General features: G+C 42.3%; 18 protein-coding genes. 2 read left to right on the forward strand and 16 right to left on the reverse strand.

Annotated features, from left to right (window positions below; genetic code table 11):
* Positions 1-256: 256 nt before the first annotated feature.
* Together OIZ54_RS08255 and OIZ54_RS08260 are read left to right on the forward strand one after the other, a co-directional pair.
* A complete protein-coding gene (locus OIZ54_RS08255) occupies positions 257-841 on the forward strand; it encodes a hypothetical protein (RefSeq protein WP_264390151.1) in 585 nt (194 codons plus the stop codon).
* A 209-nt stretch (positions 842-1050) separates the two neighbouring features.
* A complete protein-coding gene (locus OIZ54_RS08260; protein WP_055254579.1) occupies positions 1051-1887 on the forward strand; it encodes a mechanosensitive ion channel family protein in 837 nt (278 codons plus the stop codon).
* Between the two features lie 50 nt (positions 1888-1937).
* Here OIZ54_RS08260 and tldD read toward each other — a convergent pair whose 3' ends face one another.
* The 16 genes from tldD to OIZ54_RS08340 all read right to left on the reverse strand — a co-directional run bounded on the left by tldD (position 1938) and on the right by OIZ54_RS08340 (position 22023).
* A complete protein-coding gene (gene tldD, locus OIZ54_RS08265; RefSeq protein WP_024032486.1) occupies positions 1938-3377 on the reverse strand; it encodes a metalloprotease TldD in 1440 nt (479 codons plus the stop codon).
* Positions 3374-4201 carry a carbon-nitrogen hydrolase family protein gene (locus tag OIZ54_RS08270; RefSeq protein ID WP_264390152.1) on the reverse strand — a complete coding sequence of 276 codons (828 nt, stop codon included), beginning with the start codon at positions 4199-4201 and terminating at the stop codon, positions 3374-3376. The genes tldD and OIZ54_RS08270 overlap by 4 nt, the downstream gene beginning before the upstream one ends.
* Positions 4198-8055, reverse strand: a complete 3858-nt coding sequence (locus OIZ54_RS08275; protein WP_264390153.1) for a YhdP family protein — start codon at positions 8053-8055, stop codon at positions 4198-4200. Before OIZ54_RS08275 ends, OIZ54_RS08270 begins: the two co-directional genes overlap by 4 nt.
* On the reverse strand, positions 8055-9527 hold the full coding sequence (rng, locus tag OIZ54_RS08280) for a ribonuclease G (protein ID WP_004585759.1): 1473 nt from the start codon (positions 9525-9527) through the stop codon (positions 8055-8057). The genes OIZ54_RS08275 and rng overlap by 1 nt, the downstream gene beginning before the upstream one ends.
* A 1-nt stretch (position 9528) precedes the next feature.
* The gene (locus OIZ54_RS08285; protein WP_264390154.1) at positions 9529-10098 is read right to left on the reverse strand and encodes a Maf family protein; all 570 of its coding nucleotides are present in this window, start codon (positions 10096-10098) and stop codon (positions 9529-9531) included.
* Complete coding sequence (mreD, locus tag OIZ54_RS08290) at positions 10098-10577, reverse strand: rod shape-determining protein MreD (RefSeq protein ID WP_264390155.1); 480 nt, start codon at positions 10575-10577, stop codon at positions 10098-10100. The genes OIZ54_RS08285 and mreD overlap by 1 nt, the downstream gene beginning before the upstream one ends.
* Positions 10570-11412, reverse strand: coding sequence for a rod shape-determining protein MreC (gene mreC, locus OIZ54_RS08295; protein ID WP_264390156.1), 843 nt, complete (start codon positions 11410-11412; stop codon positions 10570-10572). Before mreC ends, mreD begins: the two co-directional genes overlap by 8 nt.
* The gene (locus tag OIZ54_RS08300) at positions 11412-12455 is read right to left on the reverse strand and encodes a rod shape-determining protein (protein WP_002958401.1); all 1044 of its coding nucleotides are present in this window, start codon (positions 12453-12455) and stop codon (positions 11412-11414) included. The genes mreC and OIZ54_RS08300 overlap by 1 nt, the downstream gene beginning before the upstream one ends.
* Positions 12456-12591: 136 nt before the next feature.
* Complete coding sequence (locus OIZ54_RS08305; RefSeq protein ID WP_004585755.1) at positions 12592-14631, reverse strand: SUMF1/EgtB/PvdO family nonheme iron enzyme; 2040 nt, start codon at positions 14629-14631, stop codon at positions 12592-12594.
* Positions 14632-14807: 176 nt separating this feature from the next.
* Complete coding sequence (locus tag OIZ54_RS08310; protein ID WP_264390157.1) at positions 14808-18488, reverse strand: H-type lectin domain-containing protein; 3681 nt, start codon at positions 18486-18488, stop codon at positions 14808-14810.
* A 56-nt stretch (positions 18489-18544) separates the two neighbouring features.
* Entirely contained in the window at positions 18545-19030 is a 486-nt protein-coding gene (locus tag OIZ54_RS08315) for an agglutinin biogenesis protein MshP (protein ID WP_095206642.1), read from the reverse strand.
* Positions 19020-19859, reverse strand: coding sequence for a type II secretion system protein J (locus OIZ54_RS08320; RefSeq protein WP_264390158.1), 840 nt, complete (start codon positions 19857-19859; stop codon positions 19020-19022). Before OIZ54_RS08320 ends, OIZ54_RS08315 begins: the two co-directional genes overlap by 11 nt.
* On the reverse strand, positions 19859-20401 hold the full coding sequence (locus tag OIZ54_RS08325; protein ID WP_264390159.1) for a prepilin-type N-terminal cleavage/methylation domain-containing protein: 543 nt from the start codon (positions 20399-20401) through the stop codon (positions 19859-19861). Before OIZ54_RS08325 ends, OIZ54_RS08320 begins: the two co-directional genes overlap by 1 nt.
* Complete coding sequence (locus tag OIZ54_RS08330; RefSeq protein WP_054982903.1) at positions 20388-20879, reverse strand: type IV pilin protein; 492 nt, start codon at positions 20877-20879, stop codon at positions 20388-20390. The genes OIZ54_RS08325 and OIZ54_RS08330 overlap by 14 nt, the downstream gene beginning before the upstream one ends.
* A 9-nt stretch (positions 20880-20888) precedes the next feature.
* Positions 20889-21416, reverse strand: coding sequence for a prepilin-type N-terminal cleavage/methylation domain-containing protein (locus OIZ54_RS08335; RefSeq protein WP_029773099.1), 528 nt, complete (start codon positions 21414-21416; stop codon positions 20889-20891).
* A gap of 22 nt (positions 21417-21438) precedes the next feature.
* Complete coding sequence (locus OIZ54_RS08340; protein WP_264390160.1) at positions 21439-22023, reverse strand: agglutinin biogenesis protein MshB; 585 nt, start codon at positions 22021-22023, stop codon at positions 21439-21441.
* Between the last annotated feature and the right edge of the window lie 4 nt (positions 22024-22027).

Raw genomic sequence — 22027 nt, forward strand, 5'->3', positions numbered from 1 at the left:
TGTTTAACGCATTTAACCCTATACAGCACAACTAATTAACTCAACTTATTACAAAAAACACATCATAAATACATAATATAAAAACATAACCCATTAATTTAACAGCAAAAAACTTAGACCGATAAATATATAAAAAGTTTCTATAATGTTTTGGCTTTTAGCCATTTTTATAATTAAACTGCCGCGCATTGTTTTCTATTTGAGCTTTTATATGTTTTTACTGCGATCTTTTATTTACTTATTATGCTTAGCAGGTGTGGCTTTTTTAATTCAGCTTGAAGGTTTTGATTTACAGCAAAATGCACTTTACAGTGAAGAAACACTAACAGAACACATGCAAGATATTTTAACGTTTTTAAGTTGTATGCTGTTTTTCTACGCCTCACGTATTCACTCTAATCTTAAAATAGCCTCGCTGTTACTGGCTGCATTGTCGGCTGCTATGTTTGTTAGAGAATTTGACACCTACCTAGATATGTATGTGTTTGATGGCGCATGGCAAGCAATTGTATATACGCTATTAGCGAGCGTACTACTTTACTTAAAAGCCCAACGAGGCTTTATTTACAGCTCGTTAAAAGCCTATGCGCAAACACCGAGTTATGGTATTTGTCTATCTGGCTTAGTGACCTTACTCGCTTTTTCGAGAATGATGGGCAAGGGCGAGTTTTGGCACTCAGTTATGGGGGAACAATACGTTCGGGTCGTTAAAAATATTATTGAGGAAGGCATAGAAACCCTGGGTTACACACTTATTTTTATCGCTGCCATTGAGCTTGTATTGTTTTGCCAAAAACACGCTAAACACACGCAGGTCTCTATTACAGAGCAAACAGCCTAGCTGCTAAGTAATACCGGTTTAATTAAGTAGTAGCCATTCTAGCGTGCAAAATAAAGCGCTAATAGGGTTTTAACGCTATTCACCTATTACTATAAATGGCTCATGTCTTAACACAATTGGTATAAGTGATTTTATGTAGCTTAAATTTGCTAATTGGTTTGATTACTCAATATACTTAGCGTGCCTATTGCTACTCGTATTTGGAAGTTATGATTAAAGACATACTCATGCACCCTTTTTTAGTTTCTGTGCTCGTGCTTGCCATTGCTTTTGTGCTTAAAGTACTGGTTGATAAACTAGCAAGAAACCGCGCAGAAAAAAAAGAAAAAGACATTCGTTACATCACTCATAACATTAAGCACTTTATTAATTTTGTTATGGTGTTGTCGCTACTATTTGTATGGTCGACCGAAATACAAAATTTTGCGCTGTCTATTGCTGCGTTTGCTGTAGCTATAGTGCTTGCAACTCGCGAGTTTATACAATGCGTTATAGGCTTTTTTTACCTAGTTACCACCCGCCCATTTAGAGTAGGTGATTGGATACAAGTGGGTGACTATTTTGGTGAAGTAGCCGAAACAGACTGGGTAAAAACCACCATGCATGAAATAGACATGCACACTTATCAGTTTTCGCGCAAAACAATTTATATACCAAATAATAAGCTGATCACCAGCTCAATTAAAAACCTTAATTATGTAAAGCGCTTTGTTACTCATCATTTTACTATTGTACGCAGAGAGAGCTTTAACCCTTATGTTATTCATGACGAATTAGTCAATCAGGCAAAACTATACTGCGAAGAGTTTCACGATGTAGCAACACGTTATAATTCGATGATAGAGCGTAAACTCGATGCCAAAATTTCAGGTCCGGCACCGGTTATTCACTTTGGCACTACAGAGCTTGGTGAGTTTAAAGCAAGCTTTACGCTATTTTGCCCAACCAACAAAGCACTTGAAATAGAGCATAAATTAACTGAGTGTTTTATGGCTTTGTGGTACGAACAGGCGAAGAAGAACAAAGAAGAGCAAAGCGAGGCGTAAACCTCGCATTGGTAACCTAAAAAGCGCGAACTGCTTCGCGCTTTATTGTTTTATGCGGTACCACCTACTGTAAGTTGGTCTATTTTAAGGCTTGGTTGACCTACCCCTACAGGAACGCTTTGGCCATCTTTACCGCAGACACCTACGCCTTTATCAAGGGCTAAATCGTTGCCTACCATAGAAATATGCTGCATCACCTCTGGGCCATTGCCAATCAGTGTTGCACCTTTAATTGGCTGGGTAATTTTACCGTTTTCAATTAAATACGCCTCTGATGCGCTAAATACAAACTTACCTGAAGTAATATCTACTTGGCCGCCACCAAAGTTTGGTGCAAATACCCCTTTTTTAACTGAGCTTATAATATCGGCTTGGCTATGCTCGCCCCCTAACATGTAGGTGTTGGTCATACGCGGCATAGGTAAATGCGCATACGACTCACGACGTGCATTACCCGTTGGGTTTACACCCATTAAACGCGCATTGAGCTTATCTTGCATGTAGCCTTTTAAAATACCGTTTTCGATAAGTACGTTATAAGCTGCAGGTGTGCCTTCATCGTCAACGTTAAGTGAACCGCGGCGATCGGCCATGGTGCCATCATCAACTACTGTACACAGCTCAGACGCTACTTTTTGCCCCACTTTACCGCTAAATGCCGAGGCTCCTTTACGGTTAAAGTCGCCTTCAAGGCCATGGCCTACCGCTTCGTGTAAAAGCACGCCAGGCCAGCCATTGCCTAACACAACTTCCATTGTGCCAGCTGGTGCATCAATTGCCTCTAGGTTTACTTTAGCTTGGCGTACTGCTTCTTCGGCAAAGCCCATCCAACGTGGCTTGCCTTCAACTAGTTCTTTAAAGTAACCATAATCTAAGCGTGCGCCGCCTCCTGCACCACCGCGTTCACGGCGGCCATTTTTTTCAAGTAAAACGGAGCAGTTTAAACGAATAAGCGGGCGTATATCGGTAGCAAACGTGCCATCGCTGGCAGCAATTAATACTTCTTCGTATACGGCCGACATTGAACTAATTACTTGCTCAGCATCAGGGGCAAGTTCGCGTATGTAGTTTTCAAGCTCACGCAATAAACTCACTTTATCGCTGTCACTCATGCTTGATATTGGCTGATGCGGGGCAAATTGCTCTTTTGCTTTCACATCGCTAAATACTTTAATGGTTTTATCTTCGCCTGCATCGGCAATGCTACGAGCCGCCGTTGCGGCTTTGTTTAACGCTTCAAGGTTAATGGCATCAGAGTAAGAAAACCCTGTTTTTTCACCACTAACGGCACGAACACCTACTCCTCGCTCAACATTGTAAGAGCCTTCTTTTACTAAGCCGTCTTCAAGCACCCATGACTCATGATGGCTTGATTGAAAGTATAAATCGGCGTAATCCACTTTATGCTGATGAATATACCCAAGCGTTTTTTCGAGTTCTTCTCGATTTAGCTGGCTGTCGTGTAATAAATGCTGTTCAACCGAATTCATAATAAATGCTCTCTAAATCGTTGATGAGATTGCACGGGCATATCTCTTCTAATTTTATTTAACTGGTTTAGGTCGGCGTAACCGCTTATAAACCCTACCCCACTTTCAAGCGTTGCTATTTGCTCGCCCCACGGTGAAATAATAATACTGTGGCCGTATGTTTGGCGACCATTTTGATGCGTTCCATACTGCGCAGCTGCAATAACGTAACATTGCGTTTCTATTGCGCGTGCTTTTAATAAGGGTTGCCAATGTGCTTGCCCTGTAGGGAGTGTAAAAGCACTGGGCACTAAAATTATTTCAGCCCCTTGGCGCGTAAGTGCGCTAAATAATCCGCTAAAGCGCAAATCATAACATACTGTTAAGCCAATTTTACCAAACGGTGTAGCAACAACCACCACATCATCGCCTGCCTGAGTAAAGTCTGACTCTCGATAGCTGGCGGTTTTATCGGCCACATCAACATCAAATAAATGCATTTTATTATACGTGGCTACGCATTCACCTTGGCTATTAAATAAGTGCGAGGCCGCAAAGTATTTATTATTTTTGTGTGGCTCAGGGATGGTGCCCGCATTTAACCAAATATTATGCTTTTTACACAATGCACTTAATTGCTGCTTGTAGTGAGTAATACGTTTAGCAACCGCTAGCGTATCATGGCCACTTTTACTAAATACTAAAAACGCCTCGGGTAAACATACAAGCATTGGCCTGGCTGCGGGGAGTTTATTTAACGCCTCGCCAAGGGTTGCCATGTTTTCGTCGGGGTTGGTGCCTGAGCACATTTGCAAAGCAATTATATTGGCGTTTAGCGTACTCATTGTGTTGCTGTTACCGCGGCATCTTTAAGTGTGAGTGTACTGGCCGCTTGCGGCTGATTTTGCGCAGCTTGCGGTAAGGTAACTTCTTTACTTTTACGCTCAAGCTCTTGTACCACAGGGTCATTCATTTTGCCGGTTACTTTAAAGTTAATTTCGGAGATCACCCTTGCTGAGTGAATAACCTTATCAAGCGCTAAAGCGGCAAGCCCTGTGACGGGATTAACCATCCAAGCCACAATAACCGGAATACTAGATGTTACTTGTGGTGCCACAGCTAAATCGTAATCTATTTCAAGGGTGTTTAAATTAGCATAGCCGTTAATCGTTAAATCGGCTGGTACGCCATCCATTTTGGTATCTTTTGTGTAGGCTATACCTTTATCTAGCTGCATAGAGCCTTTTAAGCTGTTATAAAAAAAGCCTTTTGAAAATACATCTCTAAAATCGAGTTTTAATTTACGCACTAGCGAGTCAAGGCTAAGTAACGAAAACACACGTGCCCCACCATCACTTATTTCAGCAATGTGGCCTTCGCCTAAATCCCACTTAACTTCACCGCCCAAACTTGGTATATCAAAGTCATACGGAGCGCCTTGCCAAGCAAGGTTGTAGTTAATATCGGCTTTTGAGTCTTTTATTGCGGTGGTGATATCAAATTCATCAAATAGCGCGCCTATATCGTCACTTTTAAGTTCACCATTAAATTGCGTAAAGCCACCTTGCCATTGCCCTTTGGTACGTAAAATATGGTCGCCCTTATCAACCACAAGCTCAGAAATAGTGAGCTTGTCGCCTTCACCGACCAGCGAAGCGCTCACTTTATCAAGCTGATAACTTGCCACTTTACAATCTGCACACTCAAATTCAATGGCAGGTACTGTGTTAAGCCACGCTAGGTTTTGCTCTGGCAGTACATCGGTGATCTCAAGATCTTCTTCTACTTTAGGTGCAAAGTTAAGTCTTAAGTAATCGCTATTTATACGTATCGGCTGGCTTGGCTGAGAGTTGGGAATAAACACGTCAGCACGCAGTTCTTTGGCATTAAGCTTTAAATATAAGTCGTTTTGCTGGGGCGCTAAGCGCATTTCAAAATCGTTAAAAATAATGTCGCTAGCATTAACTTTATCAATATGCGCAACCACTTCATTTAATGGCGGCATAATACCCTCAGACTGCTGGTTTGGCTTAGCTTGAGCGGCTTTAATTATTTGGTCTATTAATTCAAACCATGCTTCTAGTTGCGTTTGTTCAAGGTTAATATTAACGCTTAAATCTTTTTGATTTAGCCCTAAATTTTGCTCACCAAGTACAATATGCATATTACTAAATTGCGGCTGACCGTTTTCTAAAATCGCATTAAAATATAGCTGCTGATTAGCATTAGCCGTAATAAGATTTGAAATATCATCGCCTTGCACTATGCCCGTTAACGGCCAAACCTGTTCACTTGTTTTGCCATAGGGCGCTGGTAGCGTGCTCGACAAGCCACGTAGCTCTGAGCTTACCTGAGCGCGGTAATTAAATCCTTGCTCAGTAAAATTAAGTGCAAGGCCTATATCAACTTCACTTTGCCCACTCAGGTACCCTTTCAGTACACCTTGCGCCTGGGTTGTTAGTGTATCTGCATTTAGTAACGCCGTTATATCAATATTAGCGGTGTACTGCTGTGCTTCGCTTGCACTATTATAGTTAATGCTAAGCGGCATACCCAACCATGTAGCGCTGGCGTTTTGCATGCTAATTGTATCGTTTTCAAAGCTGAGCTCGCCGCTTAGTTTTTCAAGCGCAATGCCTGGGGCTGCAATATAAACAGGCAAATCGTTTAGTTTTACTTTGCCGCTGACACTGGCTCCACCTTTAAATTTAGAGCCAATTAAAAGTGTTACGCTTGCATCGGCTTGACCTTTACCCTGCACCACTTCAAAAATATTGGCCAGTGGGTTTGCAATCGGGGTGGCTGCAAAAAAGTCATGCAGTTTTTCCATTTGCGCGCGTTTATCTATTTGTACAATGAGTTCATCAGCGTGCATTAAATCGGCAATACTCACTTGCACGCTATCGCCTACTTCTAAATTAACTAACTGGCCTTGCTGGCTATAAATATCCATTCGCTCGTTGGCAAAATGCAGCTGCACATTAGCGTTAGTTACTGCCGGCCAATTGGGGTCAAACGCGTACGTTGCGTTATCTATTTGCGCGAGTACATCAAATTGGCCGCTGCCATCGGTGAAAGGAAAACCTGAAAGCGGACCTGCAAATAATACTTGCGCCTTAGCTACTTCGCCCCCTTTTATTGCGCCGTTTAAGTAGCTTACAAGTTGAGGGCTCATTGCCTTTAACGGAAAGTAGTGCCCTGCTACTGTGGCATCCTCTGCATAGGCTTCTGCGTATAGATCTAAGCGAGGATCGTCGCTAAGGCTTACATTTAGCTCAGCCGCTAAGGTAACTTCGTTATTATCAAACCAAATATTATTACTGCTTACATTCCAGTAATTATCTGTTTTTGCTAAATCCAGATCGATATTAATTTGGTTGTAATCAATATTTTTACTGAAGCTGTCGCCGGTTATTAAAGTCCCGTTTTCGCCAAATAGCTGCACTCGCCCGCGCTGCTGATTTATAAGCCCCGAGACTCTAAGCGCCTGCGCTGCAGGAATACCAGACACTTCTTGCCAGCCAATATTATTAGCTGAAAACCATAACTGCCATTGCTCATCTGGATTAAGTTCTAGGTAGGCTTGATCGATAAAACCACTTGGTTTGCGGTTTAAAAGTGGCTGTAATGCTTCAAAATTAGTTAACGACGCCAAGTTACTCAGTAAAGAAAGATCAACCTGCTGCAGCCACACTTTATTTTGCTTACCTAAGTTTGCCTCAAATTCTAGACTTGGCCAGGTTGTGTCGTTATTACTAAATGTTAGGCCCGTGCTTTTTAAGTGCCAAGCGTTTGCCTCAGGAAATAAATGAAATCCCCCTTCGCTTAAGCTTACTTGTTTAGCTTGTTGGTTGTTTTGCCAGTGCACAAAGCTAGGTAACCACTGCATTTTTACATCGCTGATAAAACCATTTTCGAGCTTAAGCCAAGACTTTAAGTTTATGTCTGTGTAAAGCTGTTGTTTTTCAGTATTAATATATTGCGCCAACCAATTAGACACATCTACGCTATTTGCTTGTACGTAAATATCACCCGCAATTTGCTCTATAGTTTTGCCACTAAGTGCGATACGAGCGTCAAAGCTACCCACACTAATGCCGGGCAAGGCGAGGCTGCCGCTTCCTAAATGCTGTTCATCTTGGTTTTGCCATACTATGTTTTCGAGTAATAGTTTACGCTCTCTACCATCTTCTAAAATAAAATTAATACTCGAATTTTCAATAGCAAAATGCCCTGTATCTCCTAAAAACAGCTCTTCAATTAACTCTTTTTGTTCAAACGAGACATCATCGTTATTGGTGTTGTTAAATAAATTTTGAATATTTACACTGGTATGAAAGCCATTAATAACAAAGTAATTAGACTTTAACTGAAAGGCTTTAATGCTCTCCCATAGGTTAAGTTCTAGGCTTGTTTTGGCAATAGTGAGCGATATAGGCGCAGTTTCGTTATCCTTAAAGGAGAGATCTTCTAATACCAAGGCTGGGCCGGCTCCATGCCAACTGGCAGAGATTGCGCCTATAGAAAGACTAATGGCAAATTTATCGTGCAGGTAGGTTTCTATATCGCCTTTGTAGTCGTTTGCATAAGGTAAGGTGTACTTTAAAATAGAAACAATCACGGCCAGTAATACTAAAATTATGGCGCAGGTTTGCCATAACTTTCTAAAACAAAAAAAACAGACCGCTTTCGTTTTCATTACATCATTACCACATCAAACTGCTCTTGGCTGTATAGGCTCTCTGTTTGAATATTGACCTGCTTACCAATAAATAGTTCAAGTTCGGCAAGGTTATGATACTCATCATTGAGTAAGGCTTCACTTACAGCCGGCGCCGCATACACCATGAATTTATCGGCATCGTAGGCGCGATTAACGCGTACTATTTCGCGCAGTATTTCATAGCATACGGTTTCGACTGTTTTTTGTGAGCCACGTCCAGAGCAAGCCGGACATACATCACACAAAATATGCTCAAGGCTTTCGCGGGTGCGCTTACGGGTCATTTCTACTAAGCCTAATGCGCTTAAGCCGTTTATGTTGGCTTTTGCACGGTCTTTAGATAGTGCTGACTCTAGAGAATGTAATACTCTGCGTTTATGATCTTCGCTGATCATATCGATAAAATCGATAATAATAATACCGCCTAAGTTACGCAGGCGTAGCTGCCTAGCAATGGCTGATGTGGCTTCTACATTGGTATTAAAAATGGTTTCTTCTAAATTACGATGCCCTACAAACGCACCTGTATTCACATCAACTGTGGTCATCGCTTCGGTTTGGTCGATAATTAAATAACCGCCTGACTTAAGCGTGACTTTACGATGCAATGCTTTTTGAATTTCGGTTTCAACGTCAAATAAGTCAAAAATTGGGCGCTCACCTGGGTAGTACTCAAGTGCCTGCGAAAGCAAAGGCACAAACTCCTCAGTAAACAGCTTTAGTTCTTGATAGGTTAGCTTAGAGTCAACTCTAATGCGCTCCATATCTTCACCAACGTAGTCGCGCAGGGTTCTAAATGCAAGCGTTAAGTCTTCGTGTAATATACTGGCTTTATTGGTTTTTTTACGACGTGATACAATTTTTTGCCACAGTTTTCGTAAAAATTCAGCATCGTGTCTTAGCTCCGCTTCACTGGCGCCCTCTGCCGCTGTACGAACAATAAAACTGCCATTATCGTCGCCGTATTCTGCCACTATTTTTTTAAGTCGCGCACGCTCTTCTTCGGTTTCTATACGCTGACTAACACCTACATGCGTAGCGTCTGGCATAAACACTAAATAGCGCGAAGGAATAGTGATATCGGTAGTAAGCCTTGCTCCTTTAGTGCCTAGTGGGTCTTTAACCACTTGGACCATAATGTATTGGCCTTGGCGTACTAGCTCACGTATGTCTTGTACTTTTTTAATTGGCTCGTCGTCTACACCCTCAACTATTGAGGCACTATTGACTATGTCTGATGCATGTAAAAAAGCGGCTTTTTCTAGGCCTATATCAACAAAAGCAGCTTGCATGCCTGGTAGTACGCGGCTTATTTTTCCTAAATAAATATTGCCTACAATACCTAGGTTGCCTATACGCTCTAGTTGAATTTCTTGTAATACACCGTTTTCGATTAGGGCAACACGGCTTTCACTTGGCGTGACATTTATTAGTAATTCTGTACTCATGTTACCTTCTTAAGAATGCTTGTAATAATTGTTCGGTCTCGTATAAAGGTAAGCCTACAACAGCAAAATAGCTACCCGCAATGTGTGTAACAAAGCGACCACCTAAGCCTTGAATACCATAACCACCGGCTTTATCTTGTGGCTCGTTTGACTCCCAATAGCTATTTATTTCTTCATCGCTGAGGGTTTTAAAGGTCACATCGGTACTCACCACACAACTTAGTACATCTGTTTGTGTAGCAAAAGCAACGGCAGTAAGCACTTGATGTGTATTACCAGATAAACGTTTAAGTGTTGTTATGAAATCGTTTTTATCGCGTGGTTTACCCAACGATTCGTTATCAATAACAACCACAGTATCGCTACCAAGCACTGGGCGGTCTGTGTAACCAAGCGCCACGCCTGTTTGCGCTTTTAAGCGAGCTAAGCGCTCAACCAACGCATGAGGCTGCTCGTTTGCAAGTGGGGTTTCGTCTGCATCTACACTGAACTGTTCAAACTCAATGCCTAACTGACTCAACAACTCTTTACGTCGCGGGGAGGCTGACGCCAAATATACTGTGGTTGTCATTACCTGATCCTAAAATGTCTACGGTATTTGCGAAGAAGCAAAAAGACCCAAAACCAGCTAACCATACCGGTCGCCACTGGCCACAGGTATTGTGGATTAAAATAAACACCTAATAAAAAGTGATTTAACCAAAATTGCATTAAGTGATACAAGGTTAAAAATAAGCCCACTAATAAGCTTTGCTGCCAAAGGGAAAAGTTACGTATTTTTTGAAAGTTACTCGCAGTCACATATATACAAATAGAATACGTGAGTGAGTTCACTCCTAATGGCGAGCCTAATGCTAAGTCCATGAGTAGGCCTACAATCCACGCGGTACCAATATTTAATCTATGCGGCACTGCCAACGACCAATACATTAATACCAGTAATACCCAATCTGGTCTGAAGGGTTCAAACGAAAAAGGCAGTGGCATTAATGCCATAATTAAAGCAAAAAAGATGCTTAGTGCAATTAACAATGAATAACGATTAATCATCGCTGATTTGCTCCTGTTGATTGCGCCATAAAATAACCAACAAACGAATACGGTCTAGCTGTGCAATAGGCTCTGCAAATACCTGGGCAAATGGGTGTCCTTCATCGCGGTTTATTTCGGTGACAACGGCCACCGGATAACCTTCAGGAAACGTACCGCCAAGCCCCGAGGTCACGAGTACATCACCAATACGAACATCAAGGCTATGAGGTACATGCGAAAGCTTAACAACATTAATTTTACCTATGCCTTCAACTACCGTACGCACGTCGTTTCGTAGTATACGTACCGGCGTAGCATGAGTTGTGTCGGTCATTAGTAACACTCGCGATGTAGTAGAGCCTACTTTTGTTAACTGGCCAACAACTCCCATTTCATCGATTACGGCTTGGCCTTCGCTTAGGCCGTCGGTGGTACCGCGGTTAATAACCACTTGATGACTATAAGGGTTTGAATGTACAGAAAGTACTTGGGCTATTTTTTTACGATTAGATTGCTTAGCCGATGAGCCAAGTAAAGCGCGTAACTTTTGGTTTTCGCGAGCTAAAAATTGGTATTGTTGCAATTGCTCGCTTTGTAGCATCTGCTTTTTTTTCAGCGCTTCGTTTTCACTCAGTAACTGATCGCGGGTATGCAGGCTTTTAGCACCTAAGCTAAATATTTCGTAAGGTAGGTTGGCAACGTAAATTAATGGGCTGACAAGTGTATTAAGGCTCGTACGTACAACCGTGCCGCCTTGTGTAAACTTATCGCCCGCAATGAGCACTATGCTCAAAAGCACTGCGACAAAAAGTCGCAGTTGCAAAGAGATGGTTTGTCCAAACAGTAATTTCATTAATCGTAACTAAAAACGTCACCACCATGAACATCAATCATTTCAAGTGCTTTACCGCCGCCACGTGCTACACACGTAAGTGGATCATCGGCAACAACCACAGGAATGCCTGTTTCTTCCATTAATAAACGATCTAAATCTTTTAATAGTGCACCACCGCCAGTCAGAACCATACCGTGAGCTGAAATATCCGATGCAAGCTCAGGTGGAGACTGCTCAAGTGCAACCATTACGGCACTTACAATACCCATTAGCGGCTCTTGGAGTGCTTCTAAAATCTCGTGCGAGTTAAGTGTAAATGAGCGAGGAACACCTTCGGCTAAGTTACGACCGCGTACTTCAATTTCAATTGGTTCGTCAGTTTTAAAAGCAGAGCCAATTTGATGTTTAATATTTTCAGCCGTTGCTTCACCAATTAGGCTACCAAAGTTACGGCGTACATAATTAATAATGGCTTCATCAAATTTATCGCCACCAATACGCACAGACGATGAGTAAACAACACCGTTTAGTGAAATAATAGCAACTTCGGTAGTACCACCACCAATATCAACAACCATAGAACCAGTTGCTTCTGATACGGGTAGCCCAGCACCAATTGCTGCGGCCATTGGCTCTTCAATTAGGTACACTTCGCGCGCGCCGGCACCCATTGCTGATTCGCGGATTGCACGCTTTTCTACTTGGGTTGCACCACACGGTACACAAATAAGTACACGCGGGCTTGGGCGCATAAAGTTATTGTTGTGCACTTGTTTTATAAAGTGTTGTAACATTTTTTCGGTTACATAAAAGTCGGCTATTACGCCATCTTTCATTGGGCGAATCGCTTTAATATTACCCGGTGTACGCCCTAGCATTTGTTTTGCTTCTGTACCCACAGAAGCAACACTTTTAGGTCCACCAGCGCGTTCTTGACGAATAGCTACAACTGAAGGTTCGTTAAGTACAATACCTTCTTCTTTTACATAGATAAGGGTATTGGCTGTACCCAAGTCGATCGATAGATCGTTTGAAAAAATACCACGGAGTTTTTTAAACATGAGGCTGGATGACCTTTGAAATACGTTCTTATGTTAGCTGCACTCACTTTAACATGCCTAATTAGATGAGCAATATAAAGCGCAACTACCTTTGTTAATTTGTGAAAAAAGGAAGCTAGGCTTCCTTGGTTAAATGCTATCGTTCGCGGACTAAGCGAAAGCCAATGTAGTTAGATCTAAAATCTGGCGCTAAAATTAATCGTGTTGAAGCACGTGCAAGGCTCGGTGCAAAGTTCCACGCCCCGCCTCTTACTGCAACATCAGATTCGCCTGACTCTTTAGCTGTCCATTCCCACACATTGCCTACGGTGTCGTATAATCCAAATGCGTTAGGAGAAAAAGAACCCACCGGTGCTGCACGTTTGTTTGACCATTCGCTACCACACCAACCACAGTTAGCTAAATTTTTACCTATTTCGTTACCCCAAGGGTATTCTGTTTCTGTACCTGCGCGAGCGGCGTATTCCCATTCAACTTCATTAGGTAAACGGTACTGCTGCCCGGTTTCGCCAGAGAGCCATTCGGCATACGCTTTCGCGTCGTTAAATGTTAAACACACAGCAGGAAAATCGCTGCTTTGCTCAAAACCTGGGTTACGCCAGTTTAAATTAGCTTCCCATACGGGTTCGCCATTTAAATAATAAGCACACCCTTTGCTTTGCTCTGCTTGTGTTTTATACCCAGTACTTGCTACAAACGCTTCGTAGGCACCTACGGTAACCTCTTTGGTTTGCATAGCAAATGAACTGGCTATCACTTTTTCAATAACCGGGCGTTCATTTGCTAAACCATTGCCGTTAATATCGCCCATCTTAAATTTACCGGCGGGCACAACTACAACATTATTTTGTACATCAGCAGAGCGATTAGTGCTTGCTGTACGACTTACAGGTTTTGGTTGCTCGCGAGTGTAAGCCGGTGCAGCAATCGACTCAGACTTTTTTACTAAGTTAGCATGAATAGTCTGTGCTTTAGTTAAATCAACTCTTACTTTGTAAGGCTTATAACCTAATTTACGTATTTCTACGTTATGCACACCACGCGGTAAACGCGTAACTAAACGCGTAGAGCCAAAGCTCACCCCATCAATAAACACTTCATCATCGTAAACATTTGAACGTAAAGTCAGCTCAACTTGCTGATTTTTCTCTTTATTTATAATTGATGGATAGTTTTTTTTTGTAGGTGCAGCTTTCACTGAATAATCGCGCACTGGCTGATTGTTCATTCGCGATACAGACACAGTGTCGGTATTATCCGCGGCGTTGCTGAATGTTAACTGACTATCAGAGTAGGTTGTACCGTAACCAGGCTGATACGCTGTCGCGAGTGGCGAGCCATATTCAGAACAATAACGGTTATCTACGTTTAATAAGTTACATAGGCGGCTGCTGTTTACTTCGCCGCGCATGGTTACGCTTAAGTTAACGTTGTAATTGCCTTGTCCACTAAATGCACTGTTAACTACATGGCTACTTAAAATTTGTACTTGTGCGCCTGCCATGTTGCGTTTTGGTTCAACAATTCGCTCTTCTGTTAAATTAGCAAATATTTGATCAACAAAGCGCTTAGTGGCTTTTTGTAAACCCATTTGCTGGCCGCGTTGCTCACAGGCTGCGAGCGTTTCGGTACGCTTACAGTTAATTGTGTGGTTTACTTCAAGTGTACCTTCGCGGGTAAACTCATTACGTAAACGCTCTACTCGGGCTGTAGTTAATTGCTCTTTTAAGCTTTCTAAGGTGTTTAAAAGCGTATGTTTTGCAACACGAATTTGCTCTATATCTTTACGATGAGATGCAATTGCCGCCAACTGCATTGAGATGTCGTCTTTATTTTGCTTATGATCAACCACGGCTTTTTGATAGCGCGATTGGGCAGCACTAATATCAAGCGTAGGATCGTCAATTAAGCGGCGATACATTTCGTTCATCGCATCAAGTGCTTGGTTTTTCTCTTTATCAAGCTCTGTAGAGCGAGAACGAAGTAGTTCAAGTTGGTTTTGTAACTGACTTTCTTCTTTTAAGTGTTTTTCAAGTATTTGTGTCGAGTTATCGTATTCTGTTTGTTTAATACTAATCTCTGATTCAATTCCGGTTACTGTTGCTGTGTCTTGTGCAAATGCACTACTAGCTAACAAACTAGCGGAAATTAACAGAGATAAAGGAGCAATTCGCATATATTCCAGTCCCAAAAAGCGGCAATTATTTGGTCGTTATTATTGTTTATTAGAGTGTACTCACTTTTGAAAGCTGAACATTTTTCAACCATCAAAAATCAATACACCCAATGCCTTATGCTATGTACTTGAAGCACAAAACACAAGCTTTGTTCAATTATTATCTTAGTTTACAACTATTCTCTTGTTTCACGCCAGTAAATAACCCGATCATTTCCTCTAAAGCGACCAAATTGCAAAATAGCATGGGGATCTTGCTGTGAATTATCACCAAGCCAATCCCACTTTAACCAATTTTCTGTTTCGTATTCTAATGTAAATGTACCACTGCCATTTGGTGTTGCATAAATAGCATTGTTTGTAGGGTAGCTGCCTGCCTCTAATGAACCCGCTGCACCTGCACCATACTCATAGCTTAATATTGGCGTTGAAGGCGATATTTGGGATAACTGCGGATGCTCAAATACACTGCAGTTATCTTCGGTATTTAATACAAAGCCTGTTCCATTAAAGTACTGAGCCTGCATTGGCACACGTAATGAGTCTAAATCTGAGCCGGCATTGTTGCCTAGCACTAAGCGTCCAAAGCGAAAGTCTATTGGCACATCATTTAAACGCACGCTATTGCAATCAGTGCTGCAGCTTACTTGCGTACTCGGCTCATCGTTAGCATCAATTAACATAGCGCCTTCTGTGTTAGTGACGGTGGCCATAAGGTTAACCATAGTAAATGGGCCGTCGGGGTTATTTATAGCCAAGCGCGTTAACATGGCAGTGCTGTCGCTCATTTGCCACTGTCCATCGGCTAGAGTGTTCCAACTATTGCTGCTTATATTGGCTAACCTGCTGGTTAGCGTGGTTGCTGGTACATAATTACCAGCTTGATTGTTTTCGGCATTTATTTGTACTTGGGCTTTTTCAAAGCCTTGTTTGTAATTAGCCATTAGCTGGTTGTTATGATTAAGCGCTTGTACCGTAAAACCAAGCTCAAAGGGCTGATCTAAATAGGTTAAATTACTGCCTAACTGTGTACATTGCGCAGCAGCTTGAACACCTAATACTTGATAGTGCGATGGAGCAAACCGCCCTACGTTGTTTAGCTGCCCTTTTACATCGCCCACACCAAAATAATCGCCATCTTGTAAACCCGCAAATACGTTTATAGTACCCACTTGGTCATAAGCGTACTGCGATATGGATTCACTCAAGTTTCCCGTATCAGTAAAGGCAAGGGTACTTAGCGCTTCAATTTGCCCCTCATTACCGGGGCTGGGTAATACTAAGCTATGTGTTACTAAAGGAGACTCGCTAATGAAGTGTTTGGCAATGGGGTTGCTATGAATAGCGCTATAGTTATCAGGTATCCCATCGTTGTTATTGTCTTGCCCTGCACGCCACTGTACTGCATTCATTTTTAAATCAAATGACTCACCCGTTAATCTAAATAAACTATCGTTTGCTGTTTGAGCATAGCCGTCACTTGCAACTTGCATAGCTAATCCAAAGGGCTTAACTACATATTCGTTAGAACTACCGGTTAAGCTTACTGATAAATTAGTTACTGGGTCTAATACAATTGTTGCCCGTGCATTTAAGCTTAATTTAGCGGCATCAGGGTAGTTAATAGCAATAGGGGCTTTTGAGTCTTGATCAAAGGTGAGCGAAAAAGTTTGATATGCTTGCTGCACGCTATAAATATTCGCATTATTACTAAGTTGTATTGGATCTGAACACGTAGCGCCGGCACTGCAGCTATAAGCTAAATCTAAATCAACTTGACCACCTGCAGGGAATGCGGCTTCGCATACGCCTGTTGTGGTATTTGTTTTAACCGCTTGAATGGATAGCTCAGCGGCATTAAAACCCTCGCTAGAGGGTTTACCAGATAATTGAGTGGGGATACTCGCTGTATTGGCGGTGTCGTTATTAAAAATAAACCCTGCATCAGAAAAAACCACTTTGCACCCGCCCAGCCCTACGTTACTACCATTAATATAACAACGCAGCGGTGCAGATGGGTCGGCGGTATTATAGCCAAGTGTAACGGTGCCTGTGGTACGCTTTGCAAGCGCTACTGTGGCAGAGCCTGTAAAGGTAATATTTTCACCGCTTACCCAGCTTTGCTGGCCACTGTTATCTGGAGACAGGTCAAGTGCGGAAGGCTCATCGTAAAGTAAATCACATGCATCGTTTGCACAGGCGGTTAATGTCATTTCTTTTGCTTGGCAGGTTAAACCTTGGTTATCACTTAATGATATGCGGTAGTGATCAAGCAAAACCGGCGTAAAAATACCGCAAAACCCAGGAATACTCTCTGGCACTGTTAACGCATCAAACGTAGAGCTGCCCTCGGTTATTACTTGTGTTGCAGCGGTTATAGAGCCCTGGTACGTGACATTTTGGGCAATTCTTACCTCCCCCGTTGCGACAATATATGCAGCAATATTTGCATCGGCCGCAATGGCAACATCACCATCGACATATATAGCTAAATACGCCCCTTCTTCAACCGCAATATTCGTTTTGCCTATGTTCAAAAATGCGCTAGAAATTAGCGACGATGTATCTTTTAAAAAGATACGGGTGGGCGCTGTTACCTTGTACTCATCTTCCAATAAGTTAAGTGCTAGTTCGTCATAAAAATAATCACCAGCTAACGATACAGGCACATCACCGGTAGAGCTTCCATCGTTTGTGACCGTGGGTACTTGCGCAGCTTGATTTGGCTCAAGGGAGTTATACCCAGTGGCCACACAGCCTTGGCCATTACACAAAGGTGGGTTGGTGAGTGCAGTTGATATTAAATTAGTGGTGGTAATAAATTGTGCATTGCTATCGGTTATTTCCACACCTTGAACAAGCTGCACTTGTCCATCATTGTAGGTAGAAATAGCGCCAGGAAATAAAGTATCACAATCTAAAATATCGCCATTAAATACAAACGTACTGGTCATAGCTAATATAGAGGCTTCTTCTTTTACGTGGTTACGCTCTCTGTCGCCATCACGGTCTTCATCAACCACCAGCCCTAACCGATCCGCTCTTAAATTACAGCTGCGCAGCCACCCACCGTCTTCTTCAAGTCGGGAATTTTTACTTGCCACCACCAGCGGTGCCTCACTAAAGTTATTGTTAAAATTAAAGTAGTTACACCCATCATTCCAACCATCAACTTCGAATCCTGTAAAAAAGGTCTCCCACGACACTTCTACCCCATTGTCATCGGTAAAGGTGCGATTACTGCCAGGCTCTACAGCCATGTAGGCCACCGTTTCAGTTTGAATAACACCTAATGCGGTTTCTGAGGCCTCTAACGCTATATTTACCCCGCTTGTAGATAAAGAACCACTTTGCACTGCAATGGTTAAAAAAGGCACAAGCGCTTGAGACGGCGGGTCACTATCTAAACTATTTAGTGTTTGTAACGAATGAAAAAAGTTAGGCCTTACCGCAAACGGTTTATTAAATGTCAGTGATTTGTAACCTTTAGGTGTGATAGGTGCAAACCCCGACTTATCACCGTATTGTAGCTCAAGGCGTAAGTCGGTGTTCCCCACTTCCATAATGGTCCCATCAGGAAATTCATGCACTCCATATTCTACCGCTAAATAGTGCGCGCCCATGGTTATATGCTCGCCATCTTCTCCTGATGGCTCAAGTGGCAATGCTTCAAACCCTGTGGTTGTTACATTGCGTATTCTCACTATAGCGGGGTTACCGCCTTGATTAGTGGACAACATAAATACCGCAGGAGGGGTTATGTATTGCTGCTGAAAATTTATTTTTGTCCATATGGGTGAAGTGTACGTGTCTTGTAGCTCTATAAATCGCCCTTCAATTTTAGGCGGTACAGCCATAGCGCATCGGCTTAGTAGCAAACTTATTAAACATAAAATACAGAGGGTATGTTTGCTCATGGTAATGTTTTAGCCTCCACACTTAGAGTACGTTGGGTTTGCCAATATTCCTTTTGACATGCTGCACCGGCAGCACAATCATTGGCGGCGCACGTTGCAGAGCTTTGTAAGTAGTAAATATTAACGGTGCCAGAGCGGGTGCTGCTATCGGGTAAGGCTATGTATTCACTACAGCTCAGTTCAACCTCACAATTAGCTAGATAGAGGGTGCTAAAATTCCTACTGGTGGTTACTGCACTGCAAGTTTGCGCAGTGCTATTTAGTGCAAAAATTTCGCTTAAGCCGGTTTCTAATCCGCTTTGGGCTGCCATGTAAGCGCGCGCGCCGTAATACTCAATGGTATTTTGCTGCGCCGCACCCGATAACACTTTAGAAAGCGCCAGCCCTAGTGCCAGCAAAGTGACAATGATCACCAACGTAATTATGAGCAAATTACCTTGCTGCTTTTTAGCAAAACTGATGTTTTTTATATTAGGGGACATTAGGCACATGCACCTCATGGCTAATACTTATTTGTTCGGTGTCGTTAAACCCCATTTGCGCAAACACATTAACAACCGCGCTGCGCTGTAGCGAAATCTCACTTAACGTAAAAAAGGCTCTGCTCGTTAAGTCATTGGCAATATAATTACTCATTAAATCGCGTTTAACACCCGAGCTAACCTGTAAGCTGGCGGCGTTTAATTGGTTTGTAGTAAAGCCGTAGTTGCTATAGCGATACAGTGAATTACCTTCTACACAAAAGCTAACGGGCTGATCTAATAAATAAAGGCGCTTACTCGGTGACTCTTGAGCAAATGCTTTGCTAAATTGCCATGTATCTAGCTCACTTGTAACGGCGCTGTAGCCACTAACTTGTAGGCGCTTGTTTTGACTTTCATCGTATATATCGCTGCTATTTAATGGATAGATACTTGCCCAATCGTTTATTTGTGGCTCAGTTAAATTATTAAGCGCAAAATTAACGGCGGTAATCTCAAAAGGGGCACTAGTGGGTAAGTAATCGGTATAGTGAGTGGCAGATAAAAACGGCGTAAATTCTAAACATTGCTGCGTGCTACACGCTCCAATGCTGGCGTTATCGCAATTTAAGCGCAGTGAGTTAGGGGTTGCGTGGCGAAGCTCTTTACTTAATCGAGTTAAAACAAAGCGACTTTGCGCCACCGCTTCTTGGCGTTTCACACCTTGGCTGTAAATATTAAATCCAGCGCTAATAAACGAAAATGACGCTACCGCTAAAATGCCAATAATTACCATAACAAGTAATAGCTCAACTAAGGTAAAGCCACGCTTTTGCTTTGCTCTATTCATTAGTAATTACCTTTATATGCACTAAAGCCGTACACTTGCCCCAAGGGTGAGGTTACTTCAATGGTAATTCGTTTAAAGGCAACGCCATCGTTATTGGTTGCCTCGTTTAGGTCGCTGTCGTATTGCACGTTCACAACCAGTGAAAAGTCGCTATATTGCGCTAATGTATTCCCTAAACTATCACTAATAGGCTGCCCTGTGAGCGCAATGTAATCATCAACATCGTTAAAATTAGCCCGTGCTTCACCGCTATCAGCACCAAGCTCAGAATGAGTACTACAAGGCTGGGCACCTAAGCTTGTTTCGGAGCAGCGCCTAAATGGTGGCGTGCGCTCGCTATGTTCATCAAATGATTTAGCTAATATTTCGTTCATTAATGCTTGCCCAAGCTCTGAGGCCCTGAGTGCGACAATAGGCTTGGCACTTTGTTTTGCTTGAGGTGCTATAAGCGCTGTAATAATACTTAGCGCAATAGCAAACATCACAATGCCAATAATCAGCTCAATTAAGGTAAAGCCTGATTGTATTTTAGGGGCAGGCATAAATAAGCCCTTCACCGCTAATGCACACCGCGGCTAGACCCAGGTCAATTTTACATTGTACTGTGCAATTTTGATCTGCTCGCCCAAGTGGGTCAAAGTTAATTTGCGTAAACGCATTAGCATTGCTATCTAAGGCATTAAATCGTACGTCGCTGCGCTCGGTATTGATAGCAACAACTAAATGCTCGCTATTATTGGTACTTGGGCCACCAGTACAGGTTTCTGGCTCTGGCCCCGCAACCAAGGTAGGTGAAATATACAGTTTATGGCAGCTGCTTGTTGCAGTATTTTGCATCGCGCGTAATTGTACTGTGCGTAGGGCGTTTAATACCCTATCTCTGTATGAGTATGCTTGCTCTGTTGAACTACCTAGCAACTTGGGCACTGCCGTTACCGACAGTATGCCCAAAATAACTAAAGTAATAATTAATTCAACCAGTGTGAAGCCACGCAATCGTTGATTACTACTGCTATTCATTTATATAAATTAACACCCACTCGTGATAAGCGTAACAGTAGGAGGCGTTACAGACACAGGCGGTGTGCCGTCGTTTGCATCTGCTGCTTGTGTATACTCAATACGACAATCATCAGTTTGCACGTAGCTATTAGGGAAAATAATTGCTTTTTCATCAGCAGCAACTGCTACAAGGTTAAAATCTGCAGAGTCATCAGATGCAAATTCTACATCTAAAAAAGCCTCAAAAGCTGCTTCCGTCGCTGCAGGATAGCCATAAACTATAGATACGTCTGCACCACTATCTACAGAAACCGAATCTGAAGCTTTTTTATGGGTACTGGCGATAATAGACTTACCATTAACAATATTCATACCACTGCGAATTGAGCCTTGTAAACCTTCGAGTGTAGAAGCGTTAGCATCACCCTGCAGGTTTAAAAAACGAGGGGCAGCGGTCACCGCTAAAATACCTAAAATTACAATTACAATTATTAGTTCAACAAGCGTAAAACCTGCTTGCTTATTCATTGGTTGTTTTAATGACTGCGTTTTCATAAGTAAGCCTCTTTATAATTACTTAGTTTTTAAAAATTTGCACTTTGCCTGTTGTTGGAAAGTACGAAAACCCTACTTTTTTAGCCATAACGGCGCCATCGGTAGGTAGGTTATTGGTGTTTAAATTATGAGTTAAATAATAAATACACTGGTTGTTTTTAGTGTTATAACGCACTAAATAACTCACCTTGGTTATTATAGAAACCTCGGTACTTAATGTGCTTGTTGGCGCATCTTGTAAAATTACCCTTAATACTTTTTGGCATTGCAGTGCAGTCATTGCGCTGGCCCGCGTATCAGTATTAGTCGTTTTATCACCCGTTGGTGTGCCTCTGTGCCCATCGACACCAACAATGACACCTCCGTAATTAATATGTGTTGTATTATTAACGCCCTTTGGACGCCCCGATAATTCCCACTGACCTTTGACCATCAACACCGCAGAGGCAAATCCACCAGCCACCACATCCACACTCGCATTGTGTGCCTGATTTTTAATGCCTATGTATTGAGGTATAGCAAAAGCCATAATAACTGCCAGTAAAACAACTACTAAAACAAGCTCAAATAACGAAAAACCTGTTGCACGAACACGACCGTTAGTCACAATG

Source organism: Pseudoalteromonas sp. A3 (assembly GCF_025942345.1).
GTDB classification, from domain to species: Bacteria; Pseudomonadota; Gammaproteobacteria; order Enterobacterales; family Alteromonadaceae; genus Pseudoalteromonas; species Pseudoalteromonas atlantica.

Bases quoted from the DNA above. Each gene is read 5' to 3' on its own strand.
- OIZ54_RS08260 (WP_055254579.1), top strand. From the start codon at position 1,051: ATGATTAAAGACATACTCATGCACCCTTTTTTAGTTTCTGTGCTCGTG.
- tldD (WP_024032486.1), bottom strand. From the start codon at position 3,377: ATGAATTCGGTTGAACAGCATTTATTACACGACAGCCAGCTAAATCGA.
- OIZ54_RS08270 (WP_264390152.1), bottom strand. From the start codon at position 4,201: ATGAGTACGCTAAACGCCAATATAATTGCTTTGCAAATGTGCTCAGGC.
- OIZ54_RS08275 (WP_264390153.1), bottom strand. From the start codon at position 8,055: ATGAAAACGAAAGCGGTCTGTTTTTTTTGTTTTAGAAAGTTATGGCAA.
- rng (WP_004585759.1), bottom strand. From the start codon at position 9,527: ATGAGTACAGAATTACTAATAAATGTCACGCCAAGTGAAAGCCGTGTT.
- OIZ54_RS08285 (WP_264390154.1), bottom strand. From the start codon at position 10,098: ATGACAACCACAGTATATTTGGCGTCAGCCTCCCCGCGACGTAAAGAG.
- mreD (WP_264390155.1), bottom strand. From the start codon at position 10,577: ATGATTAATCGTTATTCATTGTTAATTGCACTAAGCATCTTTTTTGCT.
- mreC (WP_264390156.1), bottom strand. From the start codon at position 11,412: ATGAAATTACTGTTTGGACAAACCATCTCTTTGCAACTGCGACTTTTT.
- OIZ54_RS08300 (WP_002958401.1), bottom strand. From the start codon at position 12,455: ATGTTTAAAAAACTCCGTGGTATTTTTTCAAACGATCTATCGATCGAC.
- OIZ54_RS08305 (WP_004585755.1), bottom strand. From the start codon at position 14,631: ATGCGAATTGCTCCTTTATCTCTGTTAATTTCCGCTAGTTTGTTAGCT.
- OIZ54_RS08310 (WP_264390157.1), bottom strand. From the start codon at position 18,488: ATGGCTGTACCGCCTAAAATTGAAGGGCGATTTATAGAGCTACAAGAC.
- OIZ54_RS08315 (WP_095206642.1), bottom strand. From the start codon at position 19,030: ATGTCCCCTAATATAAAAAACATCAGTTTTGCTAAAAAGCAGCAAGGT.
- OIZ54_RS08320 (WP_264390158.1), bottom strand. From the start codon at position 19,859: ATGAATAGAGCAAAGCAAAAGCGTGGCTTTACCTTAGTTGAGCTATTA.
- OIZ54_RS08325 (WP_264390159.1), bottom strand. From the start codon at position 20,401: ATGCCTGCCCCTAAAATACAATCAGGCTTTACCTTAATTGAGCTGATT.
- OIZ54_RS08330 (WP_054982903.1), bottom strand. From the start codon at position 20,879: ATGAATAGCAGTAGTAATCAACGATTGCGTGGCTTCACACTGGTTGAA.
- OIZ54_RS08335 (WP_029773099.1), bottom strand. From the start codon at position 21,416: ATGAAAACGCAGTCATTAAAACAACCAATGAATAAGCAAGCAGGTTTT.